The 26,040-nt window shown below is 53.5% G+C and carries 25 protein-coding genes and 1 pseudogene; 9 read left to right on the top strand and 17 right to left on the bottom strand.

From position 1 onward, the window contains the following. Window positions 1–284 precede the first annotated feature (284 nt). The 12 genes and pseudogenes from KTH_RS05925 to KTH_RS05980 all read right to left on the bottom strand — a co-directional run bounded on the left by KTH_RS05925 (window position 285) and on the right by KTH_RS05980 (window position 8,387). Window positions 285–563, bottom strand: coding sequence for a hypothetical protein (locus tag KTH_RS05925; RefSeq protein ID WP_497617142.1), 279 nt, complete (start codon window positions 561–563; stop codon window positions 285–287). A 651-nt stretch (window positions 564–1,214) separates the two neighbouring features. Further along, window positions 1,215–1,472, bottom strand: coding sequence for a hypothetical protein (locus KTH_RS05930; protein ID WP_497617144.1), 258 nt, complete (start codon window positions 1,470–1,472; stop codon window positions 1,215–1,217). 99 nt (window positions 1,473–1,571) lie between these two features. Beyond that, window positions 1,572–1,727: a hypothetical protein gene (locus KTH_RS05935; RefSeq protein ID WP_497617146.1), complete on the bottom strand. Its 156-nt coding sequence runs from the start codon at window positions 1,725–1,727 to the stop codon at window positions 1,572–1,574. Between the two features lie 425 nt (window positions 1,728–2,152). Continuing rightward, a complete protein-coding gene (locus tag KTH_RS05940; protein WP_497617148.1) occupies window positions 2,153–2,449 on the bottom strand; it encodes a hypothetical protein in 297 nt (98 codons plus the stop codon). 657 nt (window positions 2,450–3,106) lie between these two features. After that, complete coding sequence (locus tag KTH_RS05945; RefSeq protein ID WP_497617150.1) at window positions 3,107–3,484, bottom strand: hypothetical protein; 378 nt, start codon at window positions 3,482–3,484, stop codon at window positions 3,107–3,109. A gap of 47 nt (window positions 3,485–3,531) precedes the next feature. Next, entirely contained in the window at window positions 3,532–3,939 is a 408-nt protein-coding gene (locus KTH_RS05950) for a hypothetical protein (RefSeq protein WP_497617152.1), read from the bottom strand. A 392-nt stretch (window positions 3,940–4,331) separates the two neighbouring features. Then, window positions 4,332–5,135 (bottom strand): hypothetical protein, encoded by an 804-nt coding sequence (locus tag KTH_RS05955; protein ID WP_497617155.1) that lies wholly within the window; start codon window positions 5,133–5,135, stop codon window positions 4,332–4,334. Between the two features lie 6 nt (window positions 5,136–5,141). Next, a complete protein-coding gene (locus KTH_RS05960) occupies window positions 5,142–5,624 on the bottom strand; it encodes a hypothetical protein (RefSeq protein ID WP_497617158.1) in 483 nt (160 codons plus the stop codon). 161 nt (window positions 5,625–5,785) lie between these two features. Further along, a complete protein-coding gene (locus KTH_RS05965; RefSeq protein WP_497617160.1) occupies window positions 5,786–6,097 on the bottom strand; it encodes a hypothetical protein in 312 nt (103 codons plus the stop codon). A 34-nt stretch (window positions 6,098–6,131) separates the two neighbouring features. Then, window positions 6,132–6,590, bottom strand: coding sequence for an alpha/beta hydrolase family protein (locus tag KTH_RS05970; protein WP_497617162.1), 459 nt, complete (start codon window positions 6,588–6,590; stop codon window positions 6,132–6,134). Continuing rightward, a pseudogene (locus KTH_RS05975) lies at window positions 6,587–7,784 on the bottom strand (RNA-guided endonuclease InsQ/TnpB family protein). Before KTH_RS05975 ends, KTH_RS05970 begins: the two are co-directional and overlap by 4 nt. Before the next feature lie 60 nt (window positions 7,785–7,844). Next, on the bottom strand, window positions 7,845–8,387 hold the full coding sequence (locus tag KTH_RS05980; protein WP_497617164.1) for a hypothetical protein: 543 nt from the start codon (window positions 8,385–8,387) through the stop codon (window positions 7,845–7,847). A 163-nt stretch (window positions 8,388–8,550) separates the two neighbouring features. On the opposite strand from KTH_RS05980, the gene KTH_RS05985 reads away from it, so the two are divergent. Both KTH_RS05985 and KTH_RS05990 read left to right on the top strand, forming a co-directional pair. Beyond that, window positions 8,551–9,189: a TetR/AcrR family transcriptional regulator gene (locus KTH_RS05985; protein ID WP_497617166.1), complete on the top strand. Its 639-nt coding sequence runs from the start codon at window positions 8,551–8,553 to the stop codon at window positions 9,187–9,189. 137 nt (window positions 9,190–9,326) lie between these two features. Beyond that, a complete protein-coding gene (locus KTH_RS05990) occupies window positions 9,327–9,551 on the top strand; it encodes a hypothetical protein (protein ID WP_497617168.1) in 225 nt (74 codons plus the stop codon). A 215-nt stretch (window positions 9,552–9,766) separates the two neighbouring features. Here the strand turns inward: KTH_RS05990 and KTH_RS05995 are convergent, their stop codons facing one another. After that, a complete protein-coding gene (locus tag KTH_RS05995; RefSeq protein WP_497617169.1) occupies window positions 9,767–9,910 on the bottom strand; it encodes a hypothetical protein in 144 nt (47 codons plus the stop codon). A 1,042-nt stretch (window positions 9,911–10,952) separates the two neighbouring features. Here KTH_RS05995 and KTH_RS06000 point away from each other — a divergent pair. Continuing rightward, on the top strand, window positions 10,953–11,093 hold the full coding sequence (locus KTH_RS06000; protein WP_497617170.1) for a hypothetical protein: 141 nt from the start codon (window positions 10,953–10,955) through the stop codon (window positions 11,091–11,093). Here KTH_RS06000 and KTH_RS06005 read toward each other — a convergent pair. Continuing rightward, window positions 11,090–12,109 (bottom strand): alpha/beta hydrolase, encoded by a 1,020-nt coding sequence (locus KTH_RS06005; protein ID WP_497617172.1) that lies wholly within the window; start codon window positions 12,107–12,109, stop codon window positions 11,090–11,092. The genes KTH_RS06000 and KTH_RS06005 overlap by 4 nt on opposite strands. A gap of 1,481 nt (window positions 12,110–13,590) precedes the next feature. After that, complete coding sequence (locus KTH_RS06010) at window positions 13,591–13,779, bottom strand: hypothetical protein (RefSeq protein ID WP_497617173.1); 189 nt, start codon at window positions 13,777–13,779, stop codon at window positions 13,591–13,593. A 173-nt stretch (window positions 13,780–13,952) separates the two neighbouring features. Here KTH_RS06010 and KTH_RS06015 point away from each other — a divergent pair, with 173 nt between their 5' ends. Then, the gene (locus tag KTH_RS06015; protein ID WP_497617174.1) at window positions 13,953–14,807 is read left to right on the top strand and encodes an SDR family NAD(P)-dependent oxidoreductase; all 855 of its coding nucleotides are present in this window, start codon (window positions 13,953–13,955) and stop codon (window positions 14,805–14,807) included. Between the two features lie 734 nt (window positions 14,808–15,541). On the opposite strand, the gene KTH_RS06020 is transcribed toward KTH_RS06015, so the two are convergent. Next, entirely contained in the window at window positions 15,542–16,540 is a 999-nt protein-coding gene (locus KTH_RS06020) for a LacI family DNA-binding transcriptional regulator (protein WP_497617176.1), read from the bottom strand. Window positions 16,541–17,528: 988 nt separating this feature from the next. Between KTH_RS06020 and KTH_RS06025 the strand changes: the two genes are divergently transcribed. The 5 genes from KTH_RS06025 (at window position 17,529) to KTH_RS06045 (ending at window position 25,066) form a co-directional block, all read left to right on the top strand. Further along, entirely contained in the window at window positions 17,529–18,917 is a 1,389-nt protein-coding gene (locus KTH_RS06025; RefSeq protein WP_497617178.1) for an MFS transporter, read from the top strand. An 887-nt stretch (window positions 18,918–19,804) separates the two neighbouring features. Next, window positions 19,805–22,810 carry a winged helix-turn-helix domain-containing protein gene (locus KTH_RS06030; RefSeq protein ID WP_497617180.1) on the top strand — a complete coding sequence of 1,002 codons (3,006 nt, stop codon included), beginning with the start codon at window positions 19,805–19,807 and terminating at the stop codon, window positions 22,808–22,810. Window positions 22,811–22,925: 115 nt separating this feature from the next. Further along, window positions 22,926–23,372: a DUF6069 family protein gene (locus KTH_RS06035; protein ID WP_497617182.1), complete on the top strand. Its 447-nt coding sequence runs from the start codon at window positions 22,926–22,928 to the stop codon at window positions 23,370–23,372. Between the two features lie 489 nt (window positions 23,373–23,861). Further along, a complete protein-coding gene (locus KTH_RS06040; RefSeq protein ID WP_497617184.1) occupies window positions 23,862–24,272 on the top strand; it encodes a MerR family transcriptional regulator in 411 nt (136 codons plus the stop codon). 26 nt (window positions 24,273–24,298) lie between these two features. Next, window positions 24,299–25,066 carry a dienelactone hydrolase family protein gene (locus KTH_RS06045; RefSeq protein WP_497617187.1) on the top strand — a complete coding sequence of 256 codons (768 nt, stop codon included), beginning with the start codon at window positions 24,299–24,301 and terminating at the stop codon, window positions 25,064–25,066. Window positions 25,067–25,558: 492 nt separating this feature from the next. On the opposite strand, the gene KTH_RS06050 is transcribed toward KTH_RS06045, so the two are convergent. Then, window positions 25,559–26,008 (bottom strand): DUF5946 family protein, encoded by a 450-nt coding sequence (locus tag KTH_RS06050; RefSeq protein ID WP_137686392.1) that lies wholly within the window; start codon window positions 26,006–26,008, stop codon window positions 25,559–25,561. Between the last annotated feature and the right edge of the window lie 32 nt (window positions 26,009–26,040).

The following is a 26,040-nucleotide window of genomic DNA, read 5'->3' on the forward strand; positions in this document are numbered from 1 at the left end:
TGCCAGAGGAAAGCAAGGAGATGAGGCGTAGAGACGGTCCCGCCCCTGTACAAACACAAGAAGCTTCTTTCACTGTCGGCTGCTCCTCTGCAGCAGCCGCAGCACCAAAGCAAAGAGCCCACCCATCACGAACGATGCAATGAGAATTCCTGGTTCAGACAGACGGGTCATGTTGATCATCGGGAGAAAGGCATTCCCACCATAGAGCAAGACGCCGAGAACAAACGCACATATGATCCCGAGGAGAAGCGTTCTCCCAATCCTCAGTTTCTTCTGGCTTGAGGTCAAGGGAGATCTCCTCTCTCGTCCATTTTCTTCCCACATGGCTCGCTCTCATACAACGAGAGCCTCTTGACCTCTCCCCCCTCTCTTCCTTCTCTCCTGAAGGTGCAAACGTTGTTGTGATCATGAAGGAGCAGAACACCATCTCGCAGGGGAATCACCCCGGCATACCAACGGAATGTGCTCTCAGGGATATCGGTTTCTCGATGCACTTCCTGAAAGGTGAGACCTGCCAGCTTGATCAGTTCTCTTCTTCTGGTCAGATAGAATTTCTTCTGCATGCCCCTCTTCACCTCCTTATCCCTTTTTTCATCTTTTCTTGTCACTTCTTTCACGAATTTTCCCCAGAAATGATGTGTTTGGTGAGTATACTCGCAAGAGAGGGCAGCACCTGATTGAGCATATCTTGCCTGGTAGGATGAACCATTTGGTTGAGGAATGGCATCCAGGGTTCCTCGCTCCTTCTCCCCTTAAGCGTAACATATCGTTACAAAGTTTACAAGAGAGGCAAAATGCTCCTTCATTCCTTGCTCATGCGCTGAGCGATCAAGCAGCTTCTCAACAAGGAAGCACATCGACAGCGGCCAAAGACAGGCTTCAGCGTCAAAGCAGAGAGACAGCTTCTGTATCGCGGCCCCGACGCCCAGAAGCACCTCGCATCTCCCGCGAAGCGGCAAAAAGTTCCCCCCTTTTTCGCATGGAGAATCCAGCTCCTGAAAAACGGCCAGCTTCTTGGAGCGTTCCTTGAACGGATCGGACATCGGCAAACAGACAGAGCGCTTGCAACAATGCTGAGATCCATCGAGCAGGAAGGAAAGGGATGCACAAGACGACCAGGAGCACCTGCTGGGAGCAGCATGAGCGACACTCCGGCACTTGGCATTCTCGACGAATAGGAGCAAGAACAGTCGCAGAAGGGAAGCGTCGTTTCGTCAGAATGGCTCGTCCACGGTGGGGCATTCCAGAAAGATGAACCTGACATGCCCTCGACGGTCGCTTCGTTTGACGGGAAACAGGGCCGTTTCCCCTGGCTCACGCTGAGCGTGTGGAGCCTCCACCAGAGCATCACCTTGCTGCTCCCTGCCCACGTTCTCCGCGATCCAGCTTCCTCCTCTCAGGATGCCATCCTGCCTCCCATCAACCTCATCACTGCTGGACACAGCCACAACCCCGACGGAGACCACCCGCAACAGCGCTGCTCACAGCCATCCACACCTATGAGTGCCAGCTTGGGTCACTCCCTCTCTCCTCCCTCTGCTGGCTCGCTCCCGCCTTTTCCTCCTCTGCTTTTACTGCACCAACAATCTCACCCACGTTCCGCTTTTGCGAAACCGCAACCCTCCCCCCTCTCTCCCGGTTCCGTCCCACCCTCCTCCGATGATCCCGCTTCCAGCCACCAGCTTCTGAAAGCGCTTTTTGTCCATCACCTCCTCTTGAAAGCGCATGCCAGCACCCTCTCATCTCATGCTAAGCGGAAGCAAACTTTCCGCGCAAGCGGATGAAGAGAGCCCCCCGTCACGCACGACAGCAACCTGCGATGACGTCTCCTCCTCGTCATCTGCGTTGGCACCAACCTGCTCCCCAGAGGATGAAAGATATGCTTCCACAGCATCCTGATCCCTCTCTCGCAACGGAAACATATGCCCTATCGCACGCTCCCCCACAAGATGCAACACCCCCCCTCTTTCCACCAAACCCGGACCTGCTGCTCCATTCCCGGGACAGGTACCTGCTCCGGCTTTGTTCCGATTTTTGGCATCCTCAACAGGCCGGGCAGACGGACCCCGCTTTCCGCTTCGGAGGAACCTGCTGGAGGGAAGCCGTGTCTGAGCATGGAGCCCAGCACCACAACACCAATGCGCTCGCGAACTCAACGACGCCGCAAAGACGAGTGGTGGGGAATGACACGCTCCAAACCACCACACCCCTCATCCTCCACCGGCTCCACCTCCCAGACAGAACCGCGACGGATACCCTCCCCAACAGCACAGAAACAACGGCGTGCCTGCTTGGGCCGCTCCCTCTCCCTCCTCTTTCCCGGCTCATTCCCTCCCTTTTCCCGCTTTCCCTCTCTTGTCTCCTGCCATCCCTCTCGCTTCCCGCTTTTGCGAAACCGCAACCCTCCTTCCGATGTGCCATTCTTCCCACCTCGCTTGCAGAACTGCATCCTTTTCCTCCACGAGGACTCCCCCTCTCCCCTGCGCAAACCTTCCTCTCTTCCTGGCCGCACTCTTCTCCTGCTCCACACACGCTTCGCCTTCATGCTCCTGTGCTTGCTCAGGCACCTCACACCAGCCTCGACAGGCGCTGTCTCCTTTCAAGGACGCATCAGGACCGTTTTGTGTCCTTTTTGTGTCTGTCATCTCCCCATCACCTGCATGAAGACCGACACAAAAGCACACAAAAAGCACACAAAAAGCACTCACAGCGTTCTCGTTCCACCACTGCAACCACTCACCCCACAACACGCCTGCGTCGCTGCATCTCTGAACTGGTTCCTCCCTCCCAGGTGGGTGATGTGAGCCTTACGGAGAAGCGCTCCAGGCCGGTTGACCGCAGCTCTTCGAGTCAAGCACCTGATCTATACCGCGCTGCTCCTCGCGGAATTGCTGAAGAGTGAGGATTACACGCTGCTAGCGAGAAATGGCCAGCAGCTCTCACTCTTGAGCTTCGCTGGAGATACCATGTCTGTGGGGCTTCTTTGGAATGGCCAAGATGCAAAGAAGTATCGAAGACATCCTCAACAATCTTCGTGCACAGGGTCAGAGATCGTTTTGAGAGTCGCACGATTTTTGCCGTGCCATTCACTTCAGCAGGGAGCTGCTCATTCGTTTTCTCGCACGAGCCATTGCCTCCTGGCAGGCTGGTCTGTTTCTCCCATTCCCTGGTTCATGATCTTGGGAAAGAGAAGGTGAATGCTGCCATCGCTCATGCCTCTCACAGCGAAGGCTGCTGCTTCTGGTGAGCAGCCTGCTTCTTTGCTCAGAGCCGCGCTGGCCCCCTTCGCTCTGAGCTGCCAGCCCCTTGCAAAGGGAAAGGGACAGACCGTCTTCTGTCCCTTTTTTTGTTTTTTTACACGCTGTCTTTCGTGACAATTGACGTGTTCAGTCGGCAGCACTTCCTGCTCATCGCCCAACGCTGGGGAGCCGTCCGGGCGCACCCCGTCGCTTTCCAGATCCAGCAGGAACGGGATACGATCCACATGTTCCCCCTTCCTAATACACTGAGAACACTCGTCACACGATCCCCTCACGTGTCAGGTCGAAACGATGAAGCCCCATCCAGGAACAGAGGTGCTGTTCCCGCGAGGTCCCTCCGTTGCATCCTACTGAGAAGCAGCCAAAAAAAGCTCTTTTTTATCACCACATCCAGCCTTTTTCCCCCTGCTTTTCCCAAAAGCGCTGCACGAACGCGAAACACATCAATCGTCTTGCCAGACGCATCGAGCCACCAGCGCAGCTTCTCTTTTTTCGATCGGGTTTGCGCATCGAAACATGCCCCTGGAAGGAGTGAACGCATGACTCCTCCATCCCGCTCTCTTCCAGGCATGACAATGCCCTCTTCCCCTTCACTCCCATGCCAATGCGCCTTTTCCTGACCGCCGCTCATACTGCCTGGCAGGACGCACATCTCCTGTTCAGCTTGTTCCAGCCTCACGGGAACATCCCCCTGTTTCGATGAGCCAGGACACAGCGGCACCGCCTTTCCTCCTCTTGCTCTTGAGGGCTCTTCTCCCCCCTTCCGCTCCCTACCACAACGGCACACACACCGCCTTTCAGAGCATCTGCTGCTCGGTCGCCACAGATCCTCTTCGCGTCCCTGCTCCACTGACCCGAGCCAGCGTGGTTCCACCTCAACCACCCCAGCAGAGGCCACACAAGACCCTTTTCACGCGGCTCCCTGCGCGAGCCAACGCGGATACTGTTACCCCGTCAGCCACCTCCCGCCGAGAAGAGCCCGTCTCTCAGACCACCAGCACACGAGCATTCCCATGAGAGAACACAGATCTTGAACCCTCATCCGATGAGGAACACCTTCCTCCAGCCCTGTCAGAAAGCAGACGGGCGTTGGCAACCAGGGAGGACCTGCTCAAGCTGAGGACGCTCTCGGGCGGGCTCCTCACAAGACTGGTGCAATGGCCTGCGAACTCGTTGCAGGCCCGTGCGATCTGAGGCAGAGAGCATCAGACAAAGCGTGCGACTTCCCAGCCCGACGTGAACCCGCTCACAAGAAAGGGGGGGCCGATCCACCACCACGATGTCATATCGCAACAGTGAGGATCGATGCATATGCTGTCCTCTCGCTAACACCTGCAGGGAGAGAAGGGTACTGACAAATAATTCATAGACCGTGCCATCCCGCTCGACGCCGACGGCGGGAGGAGAGGAGGGGGCACCATGCGTTGCAACCACTAAACGCACGTCTGGTCCTGCTCGTGTCATGCCGCTTTCTGAGTGTGTACTCACATGATTGGGGGCATGAGTAAGCATCTGCTTGACTGCCTCCACTTCCAACAAGTGATAGGCACAGCTTCTGGCGCTTCCCCCAAGTCCCGTAGCCACAACGTCGAGGAGCGGAGCAGCATCACCATACAAACCATCCAGCCGCAGTGCCACCGAGGCGAGAGGAAGCGCAAACTGGGAGGCATTGCTAGTCATCACCTGGACGGACCGACACAGTTCACCGCGATAATCCCCATTGCCAGATCCGCCAAACGTGCCCAGAAACTGGTGGGTATGCGCCTGGAGGATGACGGTGCGGACGATTTCTCCTCGTTTGCGTCCCTGATACCCTGGTGCGCACACCCGATCAAAACGGCGGAAGGGAGCGGGCAGTGCTTTTGTTTGTGGCAACGCTCGTTAGCGGGCAGCTTGTCTCGTTCCGTCCACATCGACCACGAGCCATTGCTCGCCAGTTCGATCAACCAGGCTACCAGAGGAGGAAAACAGCTTGCGGGCCAGCAGATCCTCTTGAAAGAGCGTGCGCAGGGCCTCCACTGTAAGTGGGGCGAGGGCGGCAAGAAAACGAGACAGGGTTGAGCGATGGGGCAACCGGTTTCGTCCAAAGAGCGCCATGAATGGCGAGGCCAGGGAACGAGCCGTTCGTAAAACGCTTTCAAGGTTGCTTCGTCGGATACAGCATAGCCGATCAGCACCGCAACGAAATCGATCAGGTCGTAGGTGCCGAAGCGGGCGCGGGCGAAACGCGCCTGTCTCTGGATCGCATTGAGGATTCCCTGTATGAGTGAGGACCTGAGCAAAGGCTGCCGCTTCTCCCCTCCACGAAGGGAGTGAGGGAGCCGATTGCGGCATAATCTGGATCGTTACCGCCGTTTGTGTCATGGCGTGCGTCTGTCTCCTTCTCTCAAGAGCATTTGACGTAGTTCATACCCGACAACTGCCAGGCCATCCGGTAGATGGCCTGACAACGCCGTGTGGCGGCTTGATACATACACCCTCTTCTTCCTCATCCATGATGTCAGTTCTTGCGTCCAGTGCTGTGATCATGAGCGAGCAAAGACCTCAGTGATCCAGTCATAGACCAGGGCCGAGGTCAAGGCGATGTTGCTCAGTCCACAGTGGCTATCGGCCCCATCAGTGATGGAAAGAGAGTAAAAGTGTTTTGGGCAGTGCAGTGCCTCATAAAATTGCTGTGCTTGTGCTCTGGCCTCTTCCCCCTCCCCTTCTGCTGATAGGACCAGGGTGGGGCAGGTGATCTTCTGTTCTAGCCCTTCCAGGGTGTAGGACTTGGTCTTCGAGACAAAGTCTGAGAACGAACGAGCTCCATTATTCCAGAGCATGTAGTTGTCAATCATGGCATCCCAGGCCCAATCTGAGATAGGCGCCTTCTCACTGGTAGCTTCCGCCTCCTGCCGATTTCTTGCTCAACAGATCGTAGAAATTGCGAATAGGAGCGTTGGCGATCAAGGCTTTGATCCGGGAGTCATGTGCGGCGGCCCTGGGGGTGAGATAGCCTCCAAAGCTCATCCCATAGATGGCCAGACGCTTGTGATCAACATCGGAACGTGAGAGGGCATACTCAATGACCGCCCCAAAGGGCACCTCAGCGTCAGCGCGCATGATCTGTTCGGGGTGCCGATGTAAGAGACCTCGCTGACCAGGGCCATGAAACAGGAGGACATTCAAGCCGCGTGTGAGGGCTTCAGGAACGCCGCCAAGAAAGTAAACCTCCTCTCCATGCCCATCGCCTCCTCCGCTCACGATCACCGTCGCGCGAGGCTGGTCGTCCTTTCCTGCTTTGAAGAATTGACACTCCCCAGACCTGAAGGCCGGGGATTCTTCCTTCATCCAGCCTGCTTGCGCGGCGCCGCAGTGCGACGACGCGTAGCGGCAGGCTGTCCAGAAGCGTTCGACGAGACCTCCTCGTCGGTTCCCGTCTGCCCGACGGTACCCTGTAGAGCCTTCTGCAAGATATTCAAGGCGGCGTTGTGATCGCGATCGAGGAGCAAACCACAGCCGGGACACAGATGTGTACGCATACTCAAGCTCTTTTTCACCCGTTGTCCACAACGAGAACAGTTCTGAGTCGTAAAGGCCGGTTCCACCCCGATCACCGGAACACGATGCAGCGTGCCATAATACCTGACCCAGGAGAGGAAGCGACCCCACGCCGCATCAGCGATACTCTTGGCCAGATGGCGGTTCTTGACCAGGTGACGGATCTGCAAGGCTTCGTAGGCAAAGAGGATCGTGAGACGAGATGAGCGCGTTCGCCTGCTTTCTGGCGAAGTCCTCGCGCTGCCGCTGTACCTTGAGATACGCTTTGCTAAGGGCTTGACGGGCTTTCTTGCGCTTGGCGGAGCGCTTCTGCGTCTTCGAGAGCCGACGATGCAGCCGCTTGAGCCGCCGTTCCGCCTTGCGGAGATCCTGAGGAGGAGCCACGGTGTTGCCTTCGGAGTCGGTGAAGAAGGCACGCAGCCCTAGATCAATGCCCACCTGCTTGCCCGAGGGCTGATGCTCAACGCGTCGCGTGGCCGCCACCGCAAACTGACAATAATACCCATCAGCCCGCCGGAGCAGCCGTACCCGCTTGATCTGTGAGAGGGGAAAGGTCATGATATCACGAGAGCCGATGAGGCGCAGCCGGCCAATGCCACAGCCATCTGTGAAGCGAATATGAATGCCATCGGCCTCCAGCTTCCAGCCCGTCTGCTTGTATTCGACACTGCGACAATCGCGCTGGAACTGAGGAGAGCCCTTCTTGCCGGGTGTCTTGAGGCGACAGTTCTCGTAGAAACGGGAGATGGCAGCCCACGCCCGATCAGCGGCAGCTTGCCGGGCCTGTGAGTTGAGGGAGAGCGCAAAAGGGAACTGTCTGGCCAGCACAGCACAATACCGCTGCAGATCATTCCTGGAGATGCCACGTGCATCCATCCAGAGGTGCAGGCACTTGTTGCGAATGAATTGGGTGGTGCGGATGGCTTCCTCGATGGCGGCAAATTGCGCTTTCGACCCCTCGAGCTTGTATTCGTAGATCAGCATCCCTTGCTCCTTGTTCGTCCTCACTGTCTTCGCATATCCTAACACAACGATTGTCTTCTGTCAAGCGAAGGGGGACGTCCTGCTGCTGCTGGCTTCCTGCGCCATCCATCCCCTTGGCTGAAGCCAGGGGCCTTCTGCCGCTTTCTGGTAACCGGGTATGCTGACTCCATCCTCGAAGGGAATGTCGATTTTCTCGACCGGTGTCTCAAACAGGGCGATGGCTTGATCGAAGGCGGCCACACTTTCAAAGTAGATGGCATCGAAGTTGGCCTGGTCATGTCGGTCAAAGAAGAACTCAGCAGTGCGCAAGTAGTTGTACGCTCGCAGAAAGTTGATCCGGGCCGTCTGACGCTGCCCCAGCGCCAACGCCTCTTGCGCTCTTCTGGCGTTGTGTCGTCCTTGTTGAACCCAGGTTTCGATGGAGGCGTCTCTCGTGCTTCCCTTACGTGCGATGTCGTGGGCGACTCTCAACACCTCACCAACCGATGCAGCACCATACAGCTCATAAGAAAGGGTCCGAAGATACTGGAAATCTAACAACTCACTGTCAACCAGATTCAGACGAGAGTAACTGGTTTTCAGTTGAAGTGGACTTGATGACATGCTGTCTTCTCCTTTTGCTTCTCTCAATACTCAAACGGTCCTCATCTCACAACAGCCTGTCGAATATATGGCATACTGTTGTGAGAGACAGTGTAGCGCTGGAAGTCTTTCACTTCAATACTCAGATCTGAAGAACTGTCGGATATTCGACAAGGAGGACATTTTGACGAGAAAGAAGGCTGATCTGCGGGTCAGGCGAACACAAATGGTGTTGCGCGAAGCACTTATTGCGTTAATCGAAGAACGCGGCTTTGATGCGGTCACTGTGGGTGACCTTGCCGAGCGAGCGATGGTCAATCGCACCACGTTCTATCTGCATTATCAAGATAAGTATGACCTGGTCACCAGTATTTTCAGGGAAGCAGTTGATGAACTCTCCAAAAGTCTCGGGACACCGCTAGAGGGACCAGGTCGTGTCGATCCAGAACATCCCCCACAAATGTGGGTCAAGTTGTTTGAGCACTTCGCTCTTCATGCCAGGATGTATCGAGCTCTGCTCAGTCAACGTGGGAGCCCCTGGTTTGTGGCACAGGTGTGTGAGTATGTAGCAGACCTGGCACAAAAACGTCTTGAGGCATCGCGGCAACCATCCAACCGATATAGAATGCCTTCCGAGGTCGCCATTGCTGCAATATCGAATGTGTTTATTGGAATGGTCACCCGGTGGCTCGAAGGAGAACAGCAACATACCCCCAAACAGATGGCAACATGGTTTCTCAGTTTTGCCCTCTATGGATACTATCATGCACTAGGCTTCGATGCATTTCTCTCACCTGAGGGACGCAAAACGAACAAACAATGATCGCTGAGCAGTAAAACGTGATGGTCACTCGATCCTTTTTGCTGCAATAACATCCGTAGCACGATGTAGATTCATTTCTTCCATATTTCTTTGATTCCCCGTTTACTGCTCAGCTATACTGTCTCGTTGCGCAACCCGTGGGAGGTACAGAGCCTGAGGACCAAAGTGTCCAGATCGCCTGTGTCGCTCTGATCGACACAGGCGAGGCCTCACGGGAAGCGGCAGCACAAGCGGGCATTGAGCTAGTTGTGATCAAGCAGCCACAAGCCAAGAGAGGCTTCGTGCTCTCGCCCCGTCTCTCTCGTCGTGGAGCGCTCCGCGAGCCTGGGTCAGTCGCTTCCAGCGCGCGTCCACGACGATGAACGGCTTCCACAAACAGTCACAGGCTTGCAGTTTGTGGTCTTCGCTTGCCTGCTGCTTTCTCAATTCATGCACGTGAGCTTGAGTCCTGAACAGCCTCTAGCAATCTCTTCCCCTCCTTCATGATGCGCTTGTACCTTTGCAAAGGCACAAAAGAAATGCAGCAGCGGCTTTATGCACGTTTTGGGTTGGTTGTGGTGACACCTCCTAAGCTATGTTACAGTCCTCGTCCCTGAAGAGTGGCCGAGCAGCACATCTTTGCAAGCCCGACGGCAATAGGTCGAGACGGTCTTTCCCAGGTCGCATGTCGTCTTCTTTTGCCTCCAGCAGGTGCGACCGCATACCCTCTCTGGGCTTGCATGTCTTGCTGGCGGCTAGAATCGCACAGCACAACGCCTCTCCCTGGCTCAATAGCTGCTTCGTCGTCCCTGTTGGCATTTGCTGCATTGCTTGTCTCGCCCCATGTTCATTCACACCAACCGTGAAAATAAAGAGGTGCAAACAAGATTGGAAAGAAGTAAGGCTCTTAAACACTTAATGTCATAACAATAATTTCTTCTTTACAGCTCTGCAAAACAGTATCCTTTCATAAAGCAAGGGGGGCAGTGCATGGGAAGGGTTCCAGCAGCCCAGTGCCCCCTTGCATCCTACGAAGCCTTTTTCTCCGGCTTGACTGCGAGGAGCAAGGTCTCTACGCCTGAGAGGATAGAGGAGAATAGATACCTTTCAACCTGCTTGAGAGAGCTGCTGGCTCTTTTTTAATAGCAGGAATTTTTTGATTGCTTTGCTCTTTTTGTTCTTGTATTTCCTTTATTCTGCGCATTATAATAGGATTAACTTTGGAATTTGAAAGCATGAAGCGAGGGAGCGGTTATATGCGAGAGAAACGAAAAATTGTTATCTCTAGTTTGTGGGTGATGAGTCTCCTCCTTCTCTGCTGGGGAGCCTACCAAATGTGGATGGTTCTATCTTCCCAGACTGTAGAGGTGTTTGGACTAAACGGCTATTACGCTTTTACAAGGGTTTCCTATCTTCCTTTTCCTTCTTTAATCCTCTTTGCTTTCTTACTTCGCTTTTTGTTGTATGGTGCCCTTGCTCTTCTGCTTTTTGGAATAAGTATGCTGCCTACTCGAAGAGCTTACTGGAGCATTCATGCCGCAATATGGCTGGGAGCAGGAGCCATCTGGTATCAAATCTCTTTTCTGAACGCAACAGGAGTGTATCCAACTCTTTGGCCTCTTTTCACATCCCCAATGACTTTGTGGCTCTGGATAGGGATAGCATTCGGTTGCTCCTTGCTCTTTGCTCTCCTTTTTCATTTCCTTACAAGATCTCTGTCTTTACAGAGTGACAAAAGAAACAGAGACAGGAAGAGAGAAAGTGCCTGATTTTTTTATTGCTGAATGACCAGCAGCGCTCGTGTGCAGTGCGGGCCAGACAGTTCCCTTTTGCGCTCTCCCTCAACGCGCAGGCCCGGCAAGCTGCCGCTGACCGGGCGTGGGCTGCCTGAACTGTTCATCCCTCATAGAATGAGCATTGGCTAGGCGAGACGTTTGGCCAGATATTCCCAGGAGAAGGGATAACGGTATTCAATTCCGATGTGAGTGCCGTCAAAGAGTTCAAAAAAGATATCAGTCACGCCAATGCCCTGTAACTCCCGACGGAGAGCCTCAGCACCAAGATCCAGATAATACTGGTCCGCTCTGCCCGCATCAATATAGATAGCTTGCATCGTTCTAAAGGTGTGTGCGTGTTTGGCTACCAGACGAACTGGATCATAAGCGAGCCAGCGCTCCCAGATTTCAGGTCGGAGTTCCCCTGTGGCAGGGTGAAAGGGAAGGTGGATTGTACCATCTTCATCGGCTGAGTAGCAAGCAGCCATACACCAGACTTCTAGGAGGGCGGCATCACTCTCCTTTGTGAAGGCAACACGACTACGGAAATCGTGCCAGAACAGTTCATAAGAACCCTCATAGTGATCGCGAAGAGCGCGCACAACTTGAGGAAACAGAAGCTGATAATACTCAAAAAGGGCATCACCCGAGTGCGTCGCGAAGGCACCCCAGAGATCAGGGCGCAAGACGGAAGAGATGAAAGCCCCATAGCCACCACTTGATTTCCCAGAGATTCCTCGATGCTCACGCGCTGATAAAGTTCGATAATGCTCATCTATCCACGGGACAATCTCATCACAAAGGTACGTGTGGTAGCGGCCAACTGCCGGAGAATCGAGATACTGACTACCTCCATAAGAGGTCCAGCAATCAACCCAGACAAGAATGCAAGGCGGAATGTCTGGATTGGCAAACAGCTCATCTGCCAGTTCAACGGGGTGTTTCCGAAATGGGGAGCGATTGCGCCACATATCAAGCTGGCCGGTCAGACCCAAAAGCATATAAATGGTAGGATAACGCCGTTCGGGTTCCTCATCGTAGCCAGGAGGCAGGTAAACCCATAGTGGGCGTTGATATGGGTCACGTAAGACATTCTCCCGAAGAATATGGCTTTCAAAAGTATGCGTTTCTAATCGTCCTTTGAATTCAAGAGACCAGGGATACATAGGCACATTTCTCCTCTCAATAGGGAACATAAAAGAAGCGGATCAATAAACAGGTGGAAGAGTGGCAGTGAAGTTTATGTTCTATTCAGGGCAATGCAAGCAAGAGGTATAAACGAAAGGGATCGTTCAGTATAGATTTATCCGCCTGATTTTGTTTCCCACGAGGGAAACGACCTGATTTCAGAGCACTTTCGTCCTTACTACTCCTTTTGCCTCACGATAGACCTCCCCCAACAATGCAAAGTATTTGTACTGGAGCGATATATCTCGTATCATCTCCCCTGCTCGAAAAAATCCGGGAGTAACAGAGAATACTTTCCTTATTCTAAATTATACAAAAGATGCTGCCTCTTCTACAAGTCTTCCTAGAACAGGATATTCAGAACAAGAGCTACTTCACATGCTCTTCTGCCCCCACCGACAAACCAGCGATGTTCACTCTCAGCAGGGCACCAAATACATAACAGAGACAGACAAACGGAAGACTTTGCAGAAAATCGTCGCATCTCTGCTAAGAAGATGATGAAGAGAAGACAATGTTCAGATATATTGAAAAGGATCGCCAGGGCATAGAAGTTTGCAAGAATTCCTGGGCATGAGCGTTGGGATGAACCGGGTTCATGTCCGGACCGAAAGCTTGCCTGAAAAACACCCGAAAGGGAATGAAGGAGTTCAAGAAGTCGGGTGAAATCTCAGGAACAGACCCCTTGATTCCGACAAGCAAGCCTGAGACGAAAGTCTTTCGTTCTGGTTCATCGGGGGACATAATCACCTCAGTCAGTGACTTGCGGTTATATAGAGGTTATCTGGTCGACCTGAGGGATTCAGATACCTGGAATTCTATGACTCAAAAGCTGAAACTACACCTGATATTAGATACTTCCACTGTACTTAGAAACAGTTACCTCAAATATGATATACTACTAAAATAGTAGTTCTATAGAATTTACCCCCTCACAAGGAGAAACAATGTTCACTCGAAAGATCATCGATTATACTACGTTACCTACTGGCACAATTACAAGACATGGTGAAATTACTATCTGCAAGCACTGTGGTAAGCCCGGAACGCATATTACGGCTACAGCGAAGATCAGTTCCATAGAAAAAACCCAATATAAACTTTTTGAGCATTTTGGTCCCTCTACCTCATGCACCTATAGCATTGTAATAGGCACAGATGGAAAAAGACACGAAGGATGGAGCACCTCCGATATCAATCGTTGATTGACCAGAACACATAAAGAACGGTACCATCGTCCATCAGCACTCGAGACCCTGCTTGTCAGTAACGCTCTATGGTATTCGATCAGAAGGAAGATACTGGCTCAACAGGATAAACGTTTCGGGAAGATGTCTCTCATGTCCATTTTCACAGAGAGTCACCTTCTTCGCCATAGCACTCGCGCTTCTCGAAACGCGGGCGCATGAAAAGCAAACCATTGAAGCGTTGATACGATATCGTTTGGAAAGACGCCCTGCTACCTGTCGCTCTTCCCTGCTTCGCACACCCACCGACAGGTGTTGCGCAACAAAGACCCGCCAAGTGCCGCCAGTCCAAACAGTGCATCCACTCGATCAACCGCCGCACGTTGCGTCTGCTCATCACGTTCCCAACAGGCTGCAATTATCCTTTCAGCAACATGCCCCGCACCTAAAGAACCTTGCAAAAGGGAATAAGATCGAAGTGCTTCTACAAAAGCACTTGACATTCAGTGAACGTTTGTGTATGCTTTCAGAAAAGAAAGGCTGGCGCAACGTGCCCGCTGTGCGTGGTCTTCTTCACCTTTGTGATTCTTGGGGTAATTCATCAATTATTCCTCTTCAGCAGAAAGGGCAACATATGGAGAATCAACAAACGAGCATAAATCAATCAGGGACAGGCATGAGCCGCTCCTATGTGGTAACGGGCGGAGGCCGTGGCATCGGCAGGGCGGTTGTTGAACGGCTCCTCAGCGAAGCGAACATCGTGGTTGCGATTGAACGTGATCCTGACGCACTGACCTGGGTGGACACACATCCCGCTGGTCCGCGAGTGATCGCTGTGGTTGGTGATGCCTCTGACGAGAACGTGGCGGAGCGTGCTGCGGATCTCGCACAGACCGCGGGCTTCTTTGCGGGTTGGGTCAATAATGCCGCAATCTTCCGGGACGCCTCGCTCCACTCCGCCTCCACGCACACGATCCTGGACCTGATCTCGATGAATCTCTTCCCTGTCATTGTCGGGTGCCGGACTGCGATCCGTCGCTTCTGTGCCTCGGGAACACACGGAGCCATTGTGAACCTCTCCTCGTACCAGGCGCGGCAAGCCGTTCCCGGCTGCACCCCCTATGTGACAGCCAAGTCCGCTATTGAAGGACTGACGCGTGCGCTTGCTGTCGAGTACGGTCCATATGGCATTCGTGTCAACGCCGTCGCACCAGGCTCAGTGGAGACCGAGCGCTACGAGGAGTTGCTTCGTCGGAAGAAGCCTGAGGGCGCCGCACGCATCGAACAGCAAATGCGCCTGTTGCATCCGCTTGGCCGGGTTGCACACTCTCAGGAGATCGCAGCCGCTATCGTATATTTGCTCTCAGATGATGCAAGTTTTATCAACGGCGCGACGCTGCCTGTCGACGGTGGGAGATCGGTGCTCGCACTCGATCCAGAGTCATCCCAGGCGTTCAGCAGTGCGCAGCGCCAGGAGAGGACTCCATAACAGAACACAGAGAACGTGCTTCCACATCACCAGGATCAGATCACGCTCGCGCAGCATATGCAGTTGCTCAGGCACTCAAAGACAATGAGATCGAACACGTTTTTCTGATAACCGGGGGTGACCCCTGGTCGTGGTGGCCTTGCGCGATGTTGGGGTCACCATGCATCTTGCTCGGAGCGAAGCTGTGGCTGTTGTCATGGCCGATGCCCATGCTTGTGTTATCGACAGCCCCACAGTCGTCTCTGGTCGATAGGGATGGGGAGCATCAAATGTCGCAGGCACTCATTGATACATATTGGGCACGCAGCTCCGCTCTTGCTCTTACCAGTACTATCTCGATGAAGGGAGAGAATCGCCTGGAGTACTCAGCACAGGGAAGCCCTGGCTGCCACTCTCCCGCAGTGGGCCAACCTCTGCGTGACGTCTCAGACGCACAATCCTGGCTCGATGTTCTTGCTCTATCGAGGAGCATCGAAGCCCCGTTGTAGCGCTGGGCGGAGGCACCTTCACATGTGCTGGCCTCCAAGCGTGGAGAGGATGGTCAACTTTACCACTGCCTCGGTTCCTCTCCCTGCCTACAACAAGCTTCACCTTGCACGTGGACAACTCATGGTCAGATGATTCCTCTGATACGGCTATCTGGTTGCAATGCAAAGGGTAGCAAGCAATCATATAGCTGTTCTTCTCTGCGTGATTTGGGCGAGTGGACCAACACCAACGAGGCTGGTATGTTGTTAGCTCGTCCCACGGACGACCAATTCCACACCCAGGACCACCTCGCGAGCTGTACCAGACCTGTCAAGTCGTTGGAGGAGAAGTTCCACGGCAACCCGACCAGTTTCTTCCAGAGGCTGGTGTACGGTCGTGAGACCCAAAGCTTCAGCCAGTTCTCCGTCATCGAAACCAACAATAGCCACGTCGTCTGGAACAGCGAGTCCCAGGTGATGTGCAGCTCTCAGCACCCCCGCTGCCAGCGTATCGGAGCTCGCGAAAACAGCGGTTGGACGATGTTCCATCGACAAGAGGTCCTTTGCCGCCTCAAAAGCCGCCCCAACTCCATATGCAGTGAAGCGTACATTGTTCTCTGTGAGGGGATAGCCAGCCTCTGTCAGCGCTGCACGGAAGCCCGAGAGCCGCCGTTGTACAGGTGAGACATACAGGTGAGATTGTTGCTCCTCACCAAGAAAGCCAAAGTGGCGATGTCCGCGAGCTACAAGATGCGAAGCTGCGAGCTGACCACCAGTGAAGTCTGACGTAAAGACGGAGTCGAATCCGGGGTGTTGGACATCGATCAGCACAGTGGGAAGCCTCAGGTCGATGAGGCGTTTGGCTATCGCCTCGTCCAACGGCAGGCTTATGATGATGAGTCCATCCAGCCGACCGGTGATAGGTAAGCTGGAGAGCAACGGGGAGGAACTCTGTGCCGCTGACTCCTGGTCGAACAAGACGATTTCCAGCGGGCGCTGACTCACCATGTGGAGAATCCCGTTGAGGCGCCGGGTCACGGATGGGTAGGAGGTATATGGTGCAACGACGCCGACGCGTCCCACGCCTCGGCGTGCCTTAGCAACCGCCTCTGGCTTGGGGACAAAGCCGAGTGCATCGACAGCCTCCAATACCTTACGTCTCGTCTCCGCGCTGACACGCCCTGGAGCGTTCAGTGCAAGCGATACAGTAGAAATGCTGACCCCGGCCAGGTTGGCAACATCATAGATGGTTTTCGGTTTGGACACGTCACACTCCTCCTCTCGTAGCAGACAGATCTATCCTACACATGTGTTCATGGTCTGTCAAGGCTTTTTGTCGAAGCACTTCGACCTGGAAAATCGTATCAGTCGGTCCATCAAGCCGCTCCTGATCCAGGTTCTCAGGCAAGATGCTCTTCCTCAATAGTCATCCGTGTCAAGACGAAAGGTGCCATAGGGATTGATGTGTTGTTAAAATAACGGCGTTCACTCACGCCAATCAGCCACCCGCATCATCTGGACTTACTCGGGTTTCGCTAAAATTTGTTGCAAAAGGAGCTTATCAATACAAAAAGGCATAGTTGGAGGAGATGGAGTGAGAGTGCAGCTAACTCCTGCTCGTCCAGATGGTTGGTTTGGAAATCGCCTTCATCTCTCAAGAACAACAATGAAATCAGCCAAAGGGAACCTTTTCTTATGAGCCCAATGCTATTCATACTCAATGGAGGAGAGGGTGACAGGTTTATTGATCATACTCAAGCCGAGACGGGTTTTATAAGGACTGGCACACGCCACGAGCCAGATACCGTTCTGCCTGCTTGCTGATGACTTCTTCCTCCTGCCTTTCGCTCCATCATACACGCGTCACCGGGCCATGCTCTTTGGCGACACCTCCTTTTGCATCTCTCCCCTGCACTCTCGTGGCACTGAGCCGCCTGCTTTCCTCTCTCACCTCTTTTTCTGTCCCCGCTTAAGAATGAGAGAGATTTCTTTCTTTCAAAGCATAACTTCTATTCTCTTTTTCTTCTTTATACAGTCGTGAAGCCGCAAGACAGGCGCTCTTACGTGTGTTTCCACCATGTTAACAGTCCTCTTGACTTAGAGTACGCTCAAACTGCTATACTTGCATGCATGCCAGGAAATATATGTAGCGCTCCCGAAAAACAGGCGTACAGATCTCGGCTCAGAACGTTGAACATGTCAGCAAGACGTGATTATGTCCTTCCATCATTAAACAAGAGAAAGTGAACGTAGCATGCATCTATCGCGCAGGCAAATAAAGCAGCAAGATACACGACAAGAGCTCTTACAGTGGCTTGCCCTGGTCGCTTCCGCGCTCGGCTTCTTCATGGTAACACTGGATACTACCATCGTAAATGTCGCGCTTCCCTCCATTCAACACACAATAGAGGCAGGAATTACCGGGCTGCAATGGATCACGGCAGGCTATACGCTTGTCTTTGCAAGCCTGCTCCTTCTGACAGGCTTCCTGAGTGACCGCTTTGGAAGCAAACGAATATTCATGCTTGGACTGCTCATCTTTACACTCAGTTCAGCGCTCTGTGGAATTGCACAGTCGCTTGCAGTCCTGTTACTTGCCCGGCTTCTTCAAGGGATAGGCGCGGCACTTCTCGTTCCCGCGTCACTTTCTATCATCACACAAACCTATACCGATACCCGCCCCCGAGCTATCGCACTCGGTATCTGGTCTACTATTGCAGCAACCGCAGCGGCAGCCGGGCCAGTGCTTGGAGGACTATTAGTCGAGCGTACAGGCTGGCATATGATCTTCCTTATGAATATTCCAGTGGGGCTTGTCGGGCTGCTGCTTTCCATGTGCTTTATTAAATCGATAAGAACGAATGCACAGCGTGCTTTTGATATTCCCGGCCAGATTACGGGTATTCTTACAATCCTCTCGCTGACGTTTGCTCTGATCGAGGCTGAACCACTTGGCTGGAATGCGTTGCCGGTCATTGGCGCCTGCGTCGTCTTCGGAGCTGCTCTTATCACCTTCCTGATCGTGGAACAACGCAGCACAAGCCCGATGCTTCCACTGACTCTATTCCGTTCCGCGACCTTCTCCAGTACAACGCTGGTCGGTTTCCTGCTCAACTTCAGCTACTATGGCTTGCTTTTCCTGCTGAGTCTCTTCTATCAGCAGCTCCAGGGGCTTTCCGCCTGGGATACCGGGCTTCACCTGCTGCCCTTATCAATCATCAACCTGTTTGCAACGCCCATTTCGGGCCAGATGACAGCACGTACAGGGCCGCGCTTGCCCATGACGATCGGCATGGCACTGAGTGCCGCGGGTATCTTTGCCTTTCTCTTCTGGGGAACACATGCACTGCTGAACCTTGCCTCCTTCCTGGCAATTGGCTTCGGGGCTGCACTGGTAGTCCCACCGTTGACATCCGCACTTCTGGGCACTGTAGCCCCCCGATATACAGGAACTGCATCAGGCGTACTCAATGCAAGTCGTCAGGCAGGAGGAACGTTCGGTGTGGCAATTCTTGGTGCACTCTTCAATAGCATAAATGGACAGGCAGGCATCAATGTGGCACTTGGTGCCGCCGGAGTCGCCCTGCTGCTCGGGTGTATGCTCTCGTTGTTCGGTGTCTCCTCCCCTGAGAGGTCATCATAAGCAAAGCAGGCGGTCAATTGCTTGATCGCCTGCCCTTCCAGAACAAGCAATCAGGCCTGCCCTATACGTCTCGCATTGAGACGGGACTGAAAGCAGCAGGAAATTGGTTATTGACCCGTTGCTCATAAAAGAGATCCCGGAGAGAGTATTAGCTATTTGCGAGGCTCCACTTACATCCTACGCATCTCGTGTTGTATGGCAGCAGTGTTGGAGCTCAGGGCAAGCGCTTACCCTCTCCCTTCTTCAATCTGTTCCGGGCTTCCCGGGATGGAGCGAGGAACAATGGGGCCGCTGAACGCCGATGATCCCGCCTGAACTCTCCTTTCTTGCTCCGATAGATGGCCAGGAGACGGGCTTTGTGACCAACTTCGATGATCTGGTACTCTCTCTGTGCGTACTCGTCTCAGTCAAGACCTTGGTGCTATTGACGTCAACCAGTTCATCGAACTTTTACAGGCAGAAGTAGCAACGGTTCATCTATAGAAAAGGGAAGCGTTTATTCAGATCTTCGTGTATAGTGTGCTTATTCCTGCACTCGTCGCGATGGCTTTGCGCATCCAGGGAAATTGACAGTAGAGCGTCGTTCATCGCCCAGCACGGCTCATGCCTGACCTCTTTAACAAAAGGTACGCGGGCAGTCCCATCCTCTTTAAGGGGAGCGTGCCCTGTTCGCCTTTCTGTTCTTTTCCCTGGAAATACGGCTCTCCCACAGAGGGCTGAATTTCAAGCGCCCTTGTTTGTATAACTCGCTTTGAGCCGTGCCTTCCTTCGGCCACGAAAAGGAACCCGGCGTCATACCTGATCTTGCATTCCATTCGCTTCTCTGCTATAGTCGGGGGAGATGTTGGGTGTGTTGGGTGTGAAAACGTGCCCGTAAAGGAGAAGCAATGCCGAAACAGCCCGTCTGCCAGATCCTCTGGTTAGAGGAGCAGCAAACCTACCAGCTCTTAAGAAATGGACATGTCGAATGCTGTTTCGTGCAGGGAAGCGAGCCGCCGGAGTGGTTTCAGTTTCTGGAAAGCCAGACCTCCTTTGCATTTCAGGGAAGAGCAGGACGCCTATCGATCATCAAAGAGACGCGCCCGAGGGGCGCAGGATACTGGTATGCGTACCGCACAGTGGGCCGCCGCACCACCAAACGATATCTCGGTAGCACCTCTGGAGTAACCATTGCGCGTCTTGAGAAGATAGCCCGCGAACTGTATCAGGTACAATCTGAGGAGAGGAACACGCCCCCTCTCCTCCTGACCAGGTTACGACCTCCACGCCTCTCCGCATCTCTTCTCGACCGCCCGCACTTGCTCCAACGGCTTGACAGCGCATCGAGGCAGAAACTCACTCTGCTTGTCGCTCCTGCCGGCTCTGGCAAAACAACCCTTGTAAACCAGTGGCTACAGACCCGTGATCACGCGGTTGCCTGGGTCTCACTTGACAGAGGCGATAATGATGTGTTTCGCTTCTGGAAAGCAGTGATTACCGCCAGCCAGACACTTCAGCCGGGCCTGGGTCGGGCGAGCCTCGAAGATCTCTCGCGCTCTTTACAGCCACCGTTCATCGCTCCACCACTGGAAACAGCCCTGTCCCACTTCATCAATGACCTCGCACAGTTCAGTCGCCCCGGACTCCTTGTGCTTGATGATTACCATACTATCGAGGAGCCACGTATTCACGAAATGCTGGCGTTCTTCCTTGAGCATATACCACCCCATTTCAGCGTGTTTCTTCTATCCCGAACAGAGCCGCTTCAATTACCGCTGCTACGCTGGCGAGCCAGAGGAGATATCTCCGAATTACATCACACAGACCTGTTTTTTTCGCAGGAAGAAACAGCACATTTTCTGCGTCAGGCGCTTTCCACCTCCCTTTCTGAAGAAGCGCTTCGCCGGCTTCACGAGACCTTACAGGGATGGATAGCCGGTCTGCGCTTACTGATGCTCTCATTTCCCGCATCCTCTCAAGCAACCGAGAAGAGCATTGAACAAGCGCTGGCCTCGCTGGATCGCCCACTACAGGATTACTTTGTGACCGAGATTCTCAAAGCACTACCAGAGCCAACGCAACATTTTCTTCTCCAAACAAGCGTTCTCTCGCGCCTGAACGGGCCACTCTGTGAGGCGGTGACCGGGATCGAGAACGGAGCAGCTCAATTGAAAGCAATCGCACAGGCCGGGCTCTTTCTCGAAGCGCTGGACGAAACATGGTACTGTTTTCATGCCCTTTTTGCAGAGGCTATGCGCCGAGAAGCCACTATACAACTTGGTGAAGAGGCACTACGCCGTTTATCGCTACAAGCAAGCCACTGGTATGAACACAATGCGCTACCGATGGAAGCAATCGAGACAGCTCTTGCGGGCCATGATTTTGAACGCGCCGCCTTTTTGATCGAACAGATCAACCAGGAAGGCCTGCTCAACGAGCTTTATACCGTCCGCCGCTGGCTTGAATGCCTCCCTGAACCGCTGCTTCACGCACACCCTGAACTCTGCTGGCTTGCGGCATTGACACTTCAAGTGCCTGAGAACAAGACAGCGCCCTCTGCTCCGATCCAGGAGCGTACTGAAGCGCTGCTCCAACGGGCAGAACAGGCAAACATGCCCGCCGGGCATATCACCGCTCTTCGCGCCCTGATCGCCTGGCGAGGCGACCATTTCTCTGAGGCCCTGCACTATGCACAGCAAGCGCTTCCACTGCTCCCACCTGTCGAGCAGCCATCTTCCCTTCAGGTGTGGCGCGGCATGTGCTTGTTTATCATCAGTATCGGGCATCTGTATAACAAGGCCTTCACAGAAGCGCGAACTGCTCTCCTGGAGGCGTACACATATGGACTGGCAACCAACCACAGGCATTTCACCGATGGCTTGCTTCTCCTGATCGGGTTCTGTAGCTATACACTCGGGGATTTGTACCAGGCATACGAGTATTATCAGCAGGCCCTTCACGGAGCCAGGGACCAGCAGAACAACGAGATAGCAGCCCGCTCATTGCTTGGAATGGCCGGCATTACCTTCATGTGGAACAACCTCTCGCTCGCAGAACAGCAGACAAACGAGGCTCTGGCCCTTGTTGGCAATGAGCACCCGGATATTCGCGATGAGGCAACTCTTCAGCTTGCGCAAATAGCGCATGCATGTGGGCACCTGACCTCAGCACAGCAACAGGTTTCGGTCGTACTCGCCCGCCTTCAGCTACAGACAACTGTGCAGGCCGCTCAAAAGCGCCGCCATGTACAGATATATGCAGCTCAGCTTTCACTGCAAATTGATGATCAGGAAACAGTAAACCGCCTGCTGCTTGAGAATGAGCCCCACGACCAGGACGAAGCGCTGCTGTTCGGATTACTTCGCGCACGCCTTCTACTGGCTCAGCAGCGCGTTCACGAGGCTCTACAGCAGCTCAGATCTCTGGTTTCGCTCGCCCAGGAATGGCCCTTCGCCCTTGAGATCCATATACTGTACGCGCTGGTTCACGCTACCCTTCAGGAAGAGCAAGCAGCACGGCAACAACTTCAGCAAGCACTTGAACTGGCTCGGAATGCAGGCATTGTGCGTCCCTTTCTTGCAGAAGGAGAACCGCTTATTCGACTGCTACGTCACCTGCTCCCAACCCTTCAGGAGCCCACACGGTCATATGCAAAAATACTGCTTCGTGCCTTTGCGCAAGCTGCCAACAAAGAGACAAGCTCAGCAGCAGATCAACTGATCGAGCCACTCACCCCACAGGAATTGAGTATCCTCCGACTACTGGCAACCGGGCGCAGTAATCAGGAGATCGCGCAGGCAATGGTCATATCGGTCAACACGGTGAAGTACCATACCAGGCATCTCTATCGCAAACTCGGCGTCAACAATCGGCTCCAGGCCAGCAAGGTAGCCCAGCATCTCAAGCTCATCTGAACGACTACCCATACACTACCCCCGGGGAGGAGGCTCTTTCCTTCCCCACCTGCTATAGTAACTCCATGAAGAGAAAGAGCATCATATGTTCAACACCCAAAGGAGACCTCATCACATGGATTCAGTCCGCTCTCGCGACGTCGTTGCTTTGCGCAAGCTCTTGTGGGTAGGCCCACTGGTTATTGTCTGCGCGATAATCGCAAACCTGATCATCCGAACCATTGCAACTGCCTTTCTGGGGGTCCCGGAAACATTCCAGTACTTTCAGGGCACAACGATCATCGGCAGTACTATCACCTACCTGCTGCTGGCGTTGCTCGCCTTTGTCCTGGTCTGTCGTTTCGCCCGAAGACCCTTTCATTTCTATCGTATCCTTGCACTCATTGCCTTACTGATTTCGTTGCTCACCCCTGTTCTGGCACTGAGTGGACTGATGCCCATTCCTGGTATGAGCATGCGCATCTTCTGGGTAATGATTGCAATGCACGTTGTTTCTGCGGCCATCACCGTCAGCCTGCTGACAACGCTAACGCATGGTTCCTCAAAGCAAAGGACAAACTAATGCGATCTCATTTCAACAGCACCTTCTATTGCATTCGTGTGGTATTCTGGGCTTTTCCCTACTTGCTCTGGCAAACCCTGAACCATTGGAGCGGCTTCGTTATCGGAGTCCTTCTAGCTGTTATCCTCACGATGATGCTTCATAACCTGTTCTGCTTCTTTGAAAAATCTTTTCGTTAACACGCGGTGGCTCTTTTTGAGCCACTGTTTCTCTATCGCTTTGCGATCACTAGTCTCCAACTCACTCGACACTTTCCCCCTGGTGTTGCATGAAACAACGAAAGAGAAGATGAAAACACAGGTTTTCCCCCTCGGTCCTGGCGAAACTCTATGGAGCAAGTGATAAAAACCTCGTGGTATTCCCTGTAATATCAGTGGAGCGGTTGACCAGGGAGCGTGGAGCGCAGGTGACTGGCTTCTTTCGCAGGGCAGGAAAAAGACCTTGCTTCTCTCTTGACCTGGAGTGGACTCCAGGTTGTATAGTTCCTGCATGGAAACAGATTTCTCGATACAGCAAGTTGCAGAAAAGACAGGGCTCTCTATCGATACCCTGCGTTACTATGAACGCATCGGGCTGCTTGAGCCGGTAAGTCGGACAACAAGCGGTCACAGACGCTACAGGCAAAAGGATATTGACTGGATTGGCCTGGTGATCGATCTACGCGAAACGGGAATGCCCCTCGCGCAGATTCGCCACTTTGCTATGCTTCGCCGTCAGGGAAAGGCCACGGCATCAGAGCGCCTGCATATCCTTGAACAGCATCAACAAGCACTCCTGCAACAAATGCAGAAGTTAGAACAACATATGTCAGCACTGCAAAGTAAGATAGAGCATAAAAAGGCCTTCCTCGCGCTGTCAGATGAGCAGCAGGACGAAGATAATTTTATTGGGCACCTATAGAGAAAAGTAAGAGAATAATGTCATACATGACTGAAACACATCAGATCACAACAGAGCATATTCATATTCCGGTAGAGGAGGAGTCTGGCGCCTCGGCTATGGGTGCATATCTGGCATATCCTCAGGACCTGGAAAATGCTCCGGGCGTGATTGTCGGCTTTGAGCTTTTTGGTCTGACCGCATATGTTCGCGCTCTTGTAGATCGTCTTGCTCAGCTTGGTTATGTAGCACTGGCCCCTGATTTTTACCACCGCTCTTCGCCCGGCGTGGAGCTGGAAGCAACAGCCGAGGGGCGGGCCCGTGGTTTTGAATTGCTGCATCAGTTGACCCGGCAGCAGGCACTCCATGACGTACAGGCTGCAATTACGTACTTACGTACAAAGAAGAAGTGCACCAGGGTTGGTATAATGGGCTTGAGCGTCGGCGGACATATTGCCTACCTTGCCGCTACCCAATTGGACCTTCAAGCGACTGTAGCCTTTTATCCGGGCTGGCTTCCCACTCAGGATATTCCTCTCAGCAGGCCCACCCCGACTCTCGCGTTGACTCCTGGAATAGCTGAACGCAATGGATATCTCTTATTGCTTGTTGGGGAGCAAGATCCCCTTATCCCGGCTGAGCAGCGTGATCTGATTGCCCGAGAACTGCGGGAATCCGGTGTCAGACATGAGCTGGTCGTCTACCCCGATACTTCTCACCGTTTCTTCTACGAAGCAGGTGAGAGTTTTTACCAGGAGGTAGCGGGCGATGCCTGGCGCCGTGTTCGTGAGGTGCTTGCCACTGAACTCGCTTAGCATGGGGGGGCGAGGCTATCTCATTGAAACGCCTGGTGTGAATGAGCGTCGGCCCCCACAAACGCTCAACACAGGGGAAGCAAGCAGCGCATGAAGTCAGAGCTCGACATACACTCCTCTCCTTCTGATGCTCCTGAAATATTTGATTATTTTAGAGGCATACGCTTTGAGTACAGGTGTATAACTCGATCGTTCAGCAGAGATCGCTGGCAGGAGAAGAGCACCACAGAATGTTATGTCTGATCAAGCAAACACTACTATGTTCGTGTTGTCCTCGACGAAGAAGACAATAAACTCGCTTCGCAACGGGGAGCCTATAGCAACCGGGTAGGCTTTGCGGGCTGACAAGAGCTTCCTTCTCTTCCATAAGGAGCGGATGGTCTGGCCATCGTAAGCCCTGTCGGCCCGCAGCCGACCAGGAAAGCGTTTGAACCCGCCACTCTTACCACAACGCACCCGCAGCAAAAAGGGGATTGCAGAGAAGCCCGTCCTCTAGCGACGCAAAGCAGACAGTTGCTCCAGGGTGCTCTGTGCCCATTGTTTGATAAGCGCACAATACTGCTCGACGTCCTGCCCCGCCTGAGAGTTCCTGGCGACATCAATAATCGTCATGCGCCAGGCAACCTCAGGGAAAGGCGGCACATCTTCAGCATGCTCCATACGCCAGGAACGAGTATGGCTGTTCATACCCGGAGCCGCCATCTGACGAAGCTGTTGCAGGGTCATCGGTTTTTCTAGAGCGGCACGCAACACCGACTCTACCTGAGCAAGCGCTTCCTGACTGTAGCGTCTATGCTGGATCATAAAACAGGAGACAAGAAAGAAGTGGACACGAAGATAGTCTTCGTTGAGATATTTCAGGGTCGTGAACTCGTCGAAGAGCTCCTGACACGTCTTTCCCTCTAGCTGAAGAGCTCCACATTCTGTACACCGTTCTGGCATCTGATTACCTTCCTCCATCGTGAGACCTCCGT

This window comes from Thermosporothrix sp. COM3, from assembly GCF_059696735.1.

What these genes read in the sequence shown, in the direction of transcription:
- KTH_RS05970 (WP_497617162.1), bottom strand. Translation starts at nt 6,590, where the DNA reads ATGAAGGAAGAATCCCCGGCCTTCAGGTCTGGGGAGTGTCAATTCTTC.
- KTH_RS06045 (WP_497617187.1), top strand. Translation starts at nt 24,299, where the DNA reads ATGACTGAAACACATCAGATCACAACAGAGCATATTCATATTCCGGTA.
- KTH_RS06005 (WP_497617172.1), bottom strand. Translation starts at nt 12,109, where the DNA reads ATGTATCCCTGGTCTCTTGAATTCAAAGGACGATTAGAAACGCATACT.
- KTH_RS06050 (WP_137686392.1), bottom strand. Translation starts at nt 26,008, where the DNA reads ATGCCAGAACGGTGTACAGAATGTGGAGCTCTTCAGCTAGAGGGAAAG.
- KTH_RS05995 (WP_497617169.1), bottom strand. Translation starts at nt 9,910, where the DNA reads ATGCAAGCCCAGAGAGGGTATGCGGTCGCACCTGCTGGAGGCAAAAGA.
- KTH_RS05960 (WP_497617158.1), bottom strand. Translation starts at nt 5,624, where the DNA reads ATGACACAAACGGCGGTAACGATCCAGATTATGCCGCAATCGGCTCCC.
- KTH_RS06040 (WP_497617184.1), top strand. Translation starts at nt 23,862, where the DNA reads ATGGAAACAGATTTCTCGATACAGCAAGTTGCAGAAAAGACAGGGCTC.
- KTH_RS06000 (WP_497617170.1), top strand. Translation starts at nt 10,953, where the DNA reads ATGACCAGCAGCGCTCGTGTGCAGTGCGGGCCAGACAGTTCCCTTTTG.
- KTH_RS05940 (WP_497617148.1), bottom strand. Translation starts at nt 2,449, where the DNA reads ATGCAGTTCTGCAAGCGAGGTGGGAAGAATGGCACATCGGAAGGAGGG.
- KTH_RS05965 (WP_497617160.1), bottom strand. Translation starts at nt 6,097, where the DNA reads ATGATTGACAACTACATGCTCTGGAATAATGGAGCTCGTTCGTTCTCA.
- KTH_RS06035 (WP_497617182.1), top strand. Translation starts at nt 22,926, where the DNA reads ATGGATTCAGTCCGCTCTCGCGACGTCGTTGCTTTGCGCAAGCTCTTG.
- KTH_RS06015 (WP_497617174.1), top strand. Translation starts at nt 13,953, where the DNA reads ATGGAGAATCAACAAACGAGCATAAATCAATCAGGGACAGGCATGAGC.
- KTH_RS06030 (WP_497617180.1), top strand. Translation starts at nt 19,805, where the DNA reads ATGCCGAAACAGCCCGTCTGCCAGATCCTCTGGTTAGAGGAGCAGCAA.
- KTH_RS05935 (WP_497617146.1), bottom strand. Translation starts at nt 1,727, where the DNA reads ATGCGCTTTCAAGAGGAGGTGATGGACAAAAAGCGCTTTCAGAAGCTG.
- KTH_RS06025 (WP_497617178.1), top strand. Translation starts at nt 17,529, where the DNA reads ATGCATCTATCGCGCAGGCAAATAAAGCAGCAAGATACACGACAAGAG.
- KTH_RS05980 (WP_497617164.1), bottom strand. Translation starts at nt 8,387, where the DNA reads ATGTCATCAAGTCCACTTCAACTGAAAACCAGTTACTCTCGTCTGAAT.
- KTH_RS05925 (WP_497617142.1), bottom strand. Translation starts at nt 563, where the DNA reads ATGCAGAAGAAATTCTATCTGACCAGAAGAAGAGAACTGATCAAGCTG.